The organism is Salinivibrio socompensis S35 (genome assembly GCF_000513715.1).
GTDB lineage: Bacteria > Pseudomonadota > Gammaproteobacteria > Enterobacterales > Vibrionaceae > Salinivibrio > Salinivibrio socompensis.
Window position 1 is genome coordinate 19,784 of the sequence record NZ_AQOD01000114.1, and the last position, 8,483, is coordinate 28,266.

Here is an 8,483-nt window from a genome sequence, read left to right on the forward strand (position 1 = left end):
ACAATACAATGAGTGAATACAGTTTTGATTTTCGCCGCGCTGGGCTAGATGTGCTTAACATTGAGCAAGATGCGATTGCACAATTAAAAGCCGCCATTGACGATCGTTTCGAGGCGGCTTGCCAGCTGATGCTTAACGCCACCGGCAAAGTGGTCGTGATGGGAATGGGTAAGTCAGGACATATCGGTAAAAAGATTGCAGCCACACTGGCTAGCACCGGTACCCCGGCGTTTTTTGTTCACCCCGGCGAGGCAAGCCATGGTGATTTAGGCATGATAAACCAAGGCGATGTGGTGCTGGCGATCTCTAACTCTGGTGAGGCCGGTGAGATATTAACCTTACTACCCGTGATCAAGCGCTTAGGCATTCCTTTGGTCTGTATGACAGGCAACGCGCAATCCAGCATGGGACAGTTAGCGAAAGTAAATCTCAATATCCATGTCCCGCAAGAAGCCTGCCCTCTGGCACTGGCGCCGACCTCGAGCACCACCGCCACCTTGGTGATGGGCGACGCGCTCGCCATGGCCTTAATGCAAGCAAGAGGCTTTACCGCTAATGACTTTGCCCTCTCTCACCCAGGCGGCGCATTGGGACGGAAGCTGTTATTGCGCATCATTGATTTAATGCATCAAGGGGCGCGTTTACCCATGGTGCCCGAAACCGCCACCGTGCGCGATGCCCTATTAGAAGTCTCTGAAAAGGGCCTGGGGATGACCGCTATCGTGGATGCAAACCAACAGCTGACCGGTATTTTCACCGATGGTGATTTACGCCGCTTATTAGATATGCGTATTGATTTGCATACCACCGCCATCGGCTCGGTCATGTCAAAAGGCCCGGTGACGATTGAGCCGGAGTTACTCGCGGCAGAAGGACTCAAACTCATGGAAGAGCGAAAAATTAACGGGCTACTGGTTGCCAAAAACGGCCAGCTGCTTGGCGCCCTGAATATGCATGACCTTTTAAAAGCCGGAGTAATCTAATGGCCTCTACTGTGATTGACACCCTATACGGCCCTGTCGCCGCCGATGTCTTCCAACGCGCCGCCGCCATTCAATTACTCATTTGTGATATTGATGGTGTCTTTTCCGATGGCCGCGTCTACATGGGTAATCAAGGCGAAGAGCTCAAAGCGTTTCATACCCGCGACGGCTACGGCATCAAGTCACTGATGAATGCTGGGATTGATGTCGCGGTCATCACCGGTCGCCAATCTCATATTGTCGAAAACCGAATGCGCGCCTTGGGTGTCAAGCATGTGTACCAAGGGCAAAGCGACAAGTTAGCCGCATACCAAGACTTGTGTACGCACTGTGATGTCCTCCCTGCACACACCGCTTACATTGGCGATGATTTGATCGACTGGCCTGTGATGGAAAAGTGGGACTGTCTTGTTGCGTTGCAGATGGCCATCCCCTATTGAAAGCGCGTGCTAACCATATTACCCAAATTCGTGGAGGATTTGGCGCGGTGAGAGAAGTCTGTGACTTGCTACTTGAAGCCCGTGGCGAGCTCGACCAGCACAAAGGTTTGAGTGTATGATTCGGCGGCTTGGCCTGCTTCTGCTGATCGCACTTTGCGCACTCAGCGGCTATTATTTACTGGCGCAGCACAGCTGGCAAAAGGTGCTACAGGTCACCCCTGATGCGGAAAAGCCTTTGTTTACCGGCGAAGACATTCAAACCGTGCAGTATAATGCCGATGGTGTGCGCAGTTACACCGTTCAAGCCAAGCACCTTGAACACTACGCCAAAATAGAAGAAACCCATTTTAATGAGCCCGTGCTTTGGACCTATAAAGACGGCCAAGATGAAGAGTGGCGTGTTAGCGCAAACTACGCCGTTTTATCGGACGAGTACCTGCTCACAATGACGGGCAATGTCCGTATTTTTAATTTACTGCCGAATGCGCAAATTGATTCGGTAGCCACCGACTCTGTGACCTTAAACCTCACAACACGAGATTTTTGGTCCAACAGTCCTACCACCATCACGGGCACCGGTTTTCAAACCACAGGAAAACGCGTGAAAGGCAACTTCGGTAGCCACCAGATGGAATTGATAGACGATGTAAAAGGCCGATATGAAACGACCCCTCGCTAAAGCACTGGCAGGTGCGATGTTGCTACTGTCTCACTATTCACTGGCATTAAGTAGTGATACGGAGCAACCTATTTATATTGAATCAGAGAGCCAACATTTGGATATGGCGACCAATACCGTCACCTTTACTCAAAATGTGATACTCACTCAAGGGAGCATCACTATTCTGGCGGATAAACTGATCGTCATCCGCCCAAAGGGCGAAGAAGGTAGCGAAACCATCGAAGCTTACGGTGAGCCGGCGACCTTTGAGCAAACCATGGATGATGGTAAACAAATTCACGGCGAAGCGAATAAGCTGCGTTATGAAGTCGGTAATGAGTTTCTAAAAATGTCCACCAATGCGATGCTCGAACAAAGTGGCAATCAAGTAGAGGGGAATGTGATTACCTACGAAATTGATAAACAGCAATTGGTTGCCGAGAGTGATAGCAATAAACGCGTCACGACGATTTTACAGCCGACAAGTAAAGATTCATCCAATAAAGATTCATCTGAGTCAGACGCGCAATAAGAGGCCACATGGCAACACTGACAGCGGCCAACTTGGCAAAAAGTTATAAAGGGCGAAAAGTCGTCGCCGATGTAAGCTTGGAAGTGAAATCCGGTGAAATCGTCGGCCTACTTGGCCCTAATGGTGCGGGAAAAACCACCTCGTTTTATATGATTGTGGGTTTAGTCGCTCGTGATGAGGGGGCGATTTATATCGATGATAAAGATATCAGCATTCAACCGATGCATAATCGCTCACGCTTGGGGATCGGTTACTTACCGCAAGAAGCGTCGATATTTCGTAAACTCAGCGTCTACGATAACCTGATGGCCGTACTACAAACGCGCAAGTCATTGAGTAAAGAAGAGCGCCAAGATAAAGCCGAAGACTTGTTGGACGAGTTTAATATCCAACATATCCGTGACAGCTTAGGCATGGCGCTTTCAGGCGGCGAACGCCGGCGAGTCGAAATTGCGCGCGCCCTGGCGGCTAACCCTAAATTTATTCTGCTTGATGAGCCCTTTGCCGGGTTGATCCAATTTCGGTTATCGATATTAAAAAAATTATTGAGCACTTACGTGACCGTGGTCTCGGTGTGCTTATTACCGATCATAATGTACGAGAAACGCTCAGTGTCTGTGAGCATGCCTACATTGTCAGCCAAGGTCACTTGATTGCACATGGCACGCCTGATGAAGTGCTCAATGATGATCACGTTAAACGGGTTTACTTGGGCGATCAGTTCAAATTGTAGGATCGGCTCACGCTAAAAAATGCCAATCAGGCTATAGTTAAATAAGACGCTTGCTTTGTTCATCAGAGCAAGCGTTTTTAACCTCTTTGGTCGTTGAAAAGGAAAGGTGTAAAGCCTCTATGAAACCCACGCTTCAGCTTAAGCTTGGACAACAACTCGCAATGACACCGCAACTGCAACAGGCGATTCGTCTTTTGCAGCTATCGACGTTGGATTTGCAACAAGAGATCCAAGAAGCGTTGGAAAGCAACCCTCTATTGGAACATGACGAAGGCCAAGAGCAAGACACGGATCAGGAAGGGAGTCAGCACGAGCAGCACACGGGCCCACAAGAAACAGCAACCGCCAGTGCCGATAACATGGAAACGTCCGATGCGTTTGAAAAAAACGAGATGCCGGATGATCTCCCCGTTGATACGACCTGGGACCACCTATACTCTGCCGGAACAGGCAGTACCGGTGTCGGTGCCAGTGGTTATGATGATCAACCCGTTTATCAAGGGGAAACCACACAGACGCTGTATGACTATTTAAAATGGCAGCTTGAACTCACACCATTTTCAGAAAACGATCACGTCATTGCCATGGCAATCATCGATGCGGTGGACGACCAAGGCTACCTCTCAGTCAGCACTGACGATATTTTAGAGAGCCTTGGCAGCGATGAGATTGAACTGGATGAAGTCGAAGCGGTACTCAAACGCGTCCAACACTTTGATCCACTTGGTATCGCAGCGCGTTCACTGCAAGAATGCTTAATGCTACAGCTTGCCACCTACGACGACGATACCCCTTGGCTCGCAGAAGCCCGCAAGATCTTAACCGAGCATATGGGCTTACTTGCCAATCGCGATTATCGTCAACTCATGCGAGAAACACGCCTTAAAGAGCCCGATCTGAAAGCCGTGATGCAACTCATCCACAGTTTAGAGCCACGCCCTGGTAATTTAATTGTGACCAACGAAGCGGAATACGTGGTTCCCGATGTGTCAGTGTTTAAGCACCAAGGCAAATGGGTGGTTCAGATCAACCCAGATAGTGTGCCCAAGCTTAAAGTCAACGAACAATATGCCGCCTACGGACGCAATGGCTGCAGCGCGTCCGATAGCCAATTTATTCGTTCGCACTTGCAAGAAGCTAAATGGTTGATTAAGAGCTTAGAAAGCCGCAATGACACCTTACTCAAAGTGACGCGGTGTATTGTTGAGCATCAACACGACTTTTTTGAGTACGGCGAAGAGGCCATGAAGCCCATGGTCCTCAACGACATTGCCCTGGATGTGGACATGCACGAGTCAACCATTTCCCGCGTGACCACACAAAAGTATATGCATACGCCACGCGGTATTTTTGAGCTGAAATACTTCTTCTCCAGCCATGTGAGTACCGACAATGGCGGTGAGTGCTCATCGACAGCGATTAGAGCTTTAATAAAAAAATTGGTCGCTGACGAGCCGGCGAACAAGCCACTCAGTGATAGCAAAATTGCCACATTGTTGGCCGAGCAAGGCATTAAAGTTGCAAGACGGACAATTGCCAAGTACAGAGAGTCGCTTGGGATTGCGCCGTCAAACCAGCGTAAGCGTCTATTATAGGCGCCTCAACAGAAGGAAAATGTGTATGCAAATCAACCTGACTGGACAGTCTGTCGACATCACGCCACCATTGCGCGAGTATGTGGAAACCAAATTTGCTAAACTCGAGCGCTTTTTCGAGCACATTAACAATGTCCATGTTGTACTGAATGTTCAAAAGCTTGACCAAATTGCAGAAGCGACGCTCCATGTGAATAACGGCGAGCTCCATGCAAAATCACAGTCGCAAGATATGTACGCGGCGATTGACGGGTTGACCGACAAACTGGTTAAACAACTGAGTAAACACAAAGAAAAGCTCAAACAGCATTAATCTATGGAACTTAAAGATGTACTTTCAGTGGACTGCACACGCAGTGCTGTCCACTGCTCCAGCAAAAAACGCGCCTTGGAAATTATCAGCCAGGTTGCTGCGGATAAGCTGGGCACTAACGCGCAAAAATTATTCGAATGCATGCTCAGTCGTGAAAAGCTCGGTACCACCGGGATTGGCGCGGGGATTGCCATCCACATGGGCGAACACTCGATAGCCAACAAGCCATCGGCGTACTATTGCAGTGTTCAGAGCCAATCGAGTTTGATGCGGTCGATAAACGTCCTGTTGATCTGCTGTTTGCATTATTGGTGCCCGACGAGCAATGTAAGGTACACCTAAAGACCCTTTCGATCATTGCTGAGAAGCTGAACGACAAAAAGCTATGCCGCCAGCTTCGCAGTGCTGACTCGGATCAAGCGCTCTACAATATTATTACTCAATAACACAGAAGGCTGACGGGGAAACATGATGATGCTAAAAATTGTCAGTGGCCGCTCTGGCTCAGGCAAATCAGTGGCGCTAAGGGTACTCGAAGATCTTGGCTACTATTGCGTCGACAATTTACCCGTTAACTTACTGCGTGACTTTGTTGTGTCACAAGATGACGCCGATGCAAAAATCGCGGTCAGTTTAGATATACGTAACCTCCCAAATGCGAAAGAGCCTATTGCCGATTCGCTAGCGGCATTACGTCAAGTGTGTGATGTGACGCTTTATTATTTGGATGCGGATGACAAGGATCTGATCAAACGATTCAGTGAAACGCGACGTCTGCATCCACTGTCGCGTCATAACCTGTCGCTTGAGCAAGCCATCCAAGCCGAAAAACAACAGATGGCGCCGATTAAAGCCCATGCAGATCGCGTGATAAATACGTCTGGGCTCTCTATCCACGATCTGAGTGAATCCGTCCGCGCTTTGGTCCTTGGCCGCACTAGCAGCGATCTAGTGATGGTATTTGAGTCTTTCGGCTTCAAACACGGCTTGCCCGCCGATGCCGACTATGTCTTTGATGTTCGCTTTTTACCCAACCCCCATTGGGAGCCGACGTTGCGACCCCATACGGGGCTGGAAAAACCTGTTCGCATGTTTCTTGCCGCACAGCCTGATGTCGCCATGGTGATCGCTCAAATCAAAGGTTTTTTAGAATCCTGGCTCCCTGCCCTGAAAAATAATAATCGCAGCTACGTGACCGTGGCGATCGGCTGTACTGGCGGCAAACACCGCTCTGTCTATGTTGCCCAGTATTTATCCGATTATTTCCATGAGTTAGGCGAGCAGGTACAAATCCGTCATCGCACGTTGGAGCAACAAGGATGACCACCTTGTCAGCACAGGTCTGTGTCCGTAACCGCCTCGGTTTACACGCCCGCGCGGCGATCAAGTTGGTTGAGTTAGTGCAAGACTATGATGCGCAAGTCACCCTTCAAACCGGCCATAAATCCGCCAACGCAGACAGTGTGATGGCAATGCTGATGCTCGAATCGGCACAAGGCGAAACCATCACTGTGTCTGTGCATGGTCCCCAGTCAGCGTTAGCCCTTGATGCCGTAAAAGCGCTATTTGATGCTGGGTTTGACGAAGACACGGTGTAATCTTCCACATCACGGTGCAACCCCGTGCGTTCGCGCCCCACAATTCTCCTCCACAATTCTCCTCCACAATCGATTTGTCATGAGACAGACTCCCCTGATTGGGTTAGAATTTTAGTCATTGCATTTGGGGGAGTGACCGATGGCAGAGTCAACAGAACAAGAACAAAGTAACCAAACCCACCAACGTCTCCAAGACGTCACTCAACTTCTTGAGCAAGGGATGTTCGTGCGTGTCCGTCGCATGCTCGAAGAGATGGAACCAGAAGATACGGCCCATTTATTAGAGGCATCGCCGCCAAAAGGGCGTCTCGTCCTGTGGCAATTAACCGATCCTGAGGATCAGGGGGAAATCCTTGATGAGCTCTCGGAGGACGTTAAAGACGGCATTATAGTGCGAATGGCTCCCGATCAGCTCGCGGCTGCCACTGAAGGTATGGAAACTGACGATGTTGCCTACTTGCTGCGCAGCTTGCCCCGAGACGTCTCCCAAGATGTGCTAGCCCAAATGGATGCCCAAGATAGGACGCGGGTGCAACAAGCTCTCTCCTATCCGGAAGAGTCTGCCGGCGGGATCATGAATACTGACGTCGTCACGATTCGTGATGATGTCACCGTGGACGTAGTGCTACGCTATCTGCGCATGCGCGGTCAGATCCCGGATACGACAGATACCTTGTATGTGATTGACCCCAACGGTCGTTTAATTGGAAATTTGCCCATCAGTGCCCTATTGGTGAATCAGCCTGATGTCGCTATTACTGACATCATGGAGGACTCTGATGAAGCGATCAGCGTCACTATGGATGATGGCGATGTCGCCCATTTGTTTGAGCGCCGTAACTGGGTATCCGCCCCGGTGGTGGACGCACATAACCACCTTGTCGGTCGGATCACCATTGATGATGTGGTCGATATTATTCGTGAAGATGCCGAGCACTCAATGATGAGCATGGCAGGTTTGGATGACGAGGAAGACACCTTCGCGCCCGCCTTTAAAAGTGCGCGTCGTCGTAGCATCTGGCTTGGGATCAATGTGCTCGCCGCCCTAACTGCTGCCTCTGTCTCTAATATGTTTGAAGGCACCCTCGATAAAATGGCGGCCATTGCGGTATTAATGACCATTGTTCCTTCGATGGGAGGGGTAGCTGGCAACCAAACGGTCGCATTGGTGATCCGAGGGCTCGCCGTTGGCCATATCGGTGATTCCAACACCCGCTGGTTACTGGCCAAAGAGGCAACGGTGGGGATGATTAACGGGTTGTTTTGGTCCGTCATTATTGGTGGCATTGTGGTGGTATGGAAAGGCAGTATCGAGTTAGGTCTAATCATTTCTGGCGCGATGATGGTCAACCTCTTTATCGCTGGGATTGCAGGGGTTGCGATACCTACATTGCTCAAAAAGTATAATATCGATCCGGCACTGGCGGGCGGTATGGCGCTTACAACCATCACCGATGTGGTCGGCCTGCTGGCTTTCTTAGGCTTGGCCACACTGTTTATCACTTAGTACGCGCAGAGTAACGGCGACATGCCAACCGTATTAGTTTGTCCGTATCATAGACAAGAAAAAGGCGAGCCACTGGCTCGCCTTTTGTTTTGGTGCTAATCGCTTGTTTTGGTGCTAAAGC

General features: G+C 49.9%; 8 protein-coding genes and 3 pseudogenes. All 11 read left to right on the plus strand.

From position 1 onward, the window contains the following. The first annotated feature begins 8 nt into the window (after window positions 1–8). The 11 genes and pseudogenes from DZ54_RS0112735 to mgtE all read left to right on the plus strand — a co-directional run bounded on the left by DZ54_RS0112735 (window position 9) and on the right by mgtE (window position 8,362). The gene (locus tag DZ54_RS0112735; protein ID WP_025674477.1) at window positions 9–983 is read left to right on the plus strand and encodes a KpsF/GutQ family sugar-phosphate isomerase; all 975 of its coding nucleotides are present in this window, start codon (window positions 9–11) and stop codon (window positions 981–983) included. Next, window positions 983–1,542: pseudogene (kdsC, locus tag DZ54_RS21575) on the plus strand (3-deoxy-manno-octulosonate-8-phosphatase KdsC). Before DZ54_RS0112735 ends, kdsC begins: the two are co-directional and overlap by 1 nt. Further along, window positions 1,539–2,102 carry an LPS export ABC transporter periplasmic protein LptC gene (gene lptC / locus DZ54_RS0112745; protein ID WP_025674478.1) on the plus strand — a complete coding sequence of 188 codons (564 nt, stop codon included), beginning with the start codon at window positions 1,539–1,541 and terminating at the stop codon, window positions 2,100–2,102. The pseudogene kdsC and the gene lptC overlap by 4 nt, the downstream one beginning before the upstream one ends. Next, complete coding sequence (lptA, locus tag DZ54_RS0112750; RefSeq protein WP_025674479.1) at window positions 2,083–2,616, plus strand: lipopolysaccharide transport periplasmic protein LptA; 534 nt, start codon at window positions 2,083–2,085, stop codon at window positions 2,614–2,616. The genes lptC and lptA overlap by 20 nt, the downstream gene beginning before the upstream one ends. Before the next feature lie 8 nt (window positions 2,617–2,624). Then, window positions 2,625–3,349 (plus strand): annotated as a pseudogene (lptB, locus tag DZ54_RS21580) (LPS export ABC transporter ATP-binding protein). Window positions 3,350–3,468: 119 nt separating this feature from the next. Beyond that, window positions 3,469–4,944: an RNA polymerase factor sigma-54 gene (locus DZ54_RS0112760; RefSeq protein WP_025674480.1), complete on the plus strand. Its 1,476-nt coding sequence runs from the start codon at window positions 3,469–3,471 to the stop codon at window positions 4,942–4,944. Between the two features lie 25 nt (window positions 4,945–4,969). Further along, complete coding sequence (hpf, locus tag DZ54_RS0112765; RefSeq protein WP_025674481.1) at window positions 4,970–5,257, plus strand: ribosome hibernation promoting factor; 288 nt, start codon at window positions 4,970–4,972, stop codon at window positions 5,255–5,257. Between the two features lie 3 nt (window positions 5,258–5,260). Further along, window positions 5,261–5,703: pseudogene (ptsN, locus tag DZ54_RS21585) on the plus strand (PTS IIA-like nitrogen regulatory protein PtsN). Between the two features lie 25 nt (window positions 5,704–5,728). After that, on the plus strand, window positions 5,729–6,580 hold the full coding sequence (rapZ, locus tag DZ54_RS0112775) for an RNase adapter RapZ (RefSeq protein ID WP_025674482.1): 852 nt from the start codon (window positions 5,729–5,731) through the stop codon (window positions 6,578–6,580). Further along, complete coding sequence (locus DZ54_RS0112780; RefSeq protein ID WP_025674484.1) at window positions 6,577–6,855, plus strand: HPr family phosphocarrier protein; 279 nt, start codon at window positions 6,577–6,579, stop codon at window positions 6,853–6,855. Before rapZ ends, DZ54_RS0112780 begins: the two co-directional genes overlap by 4 nt. 139 nt (window positions 6,856–6,994) lie before the next feature. Then, entirely contained in the window at window positions 6,995–8,362 is a 1,368-nt protein-coding gene (gene mgtE / locus DZ54_RS0112785; protein ID WP_025674485.1) for a magnesium transporter, read from the plus strand. The last annotated feature ends 121 nt before the right edge of the window (window positions 8,363–8,483 follow it).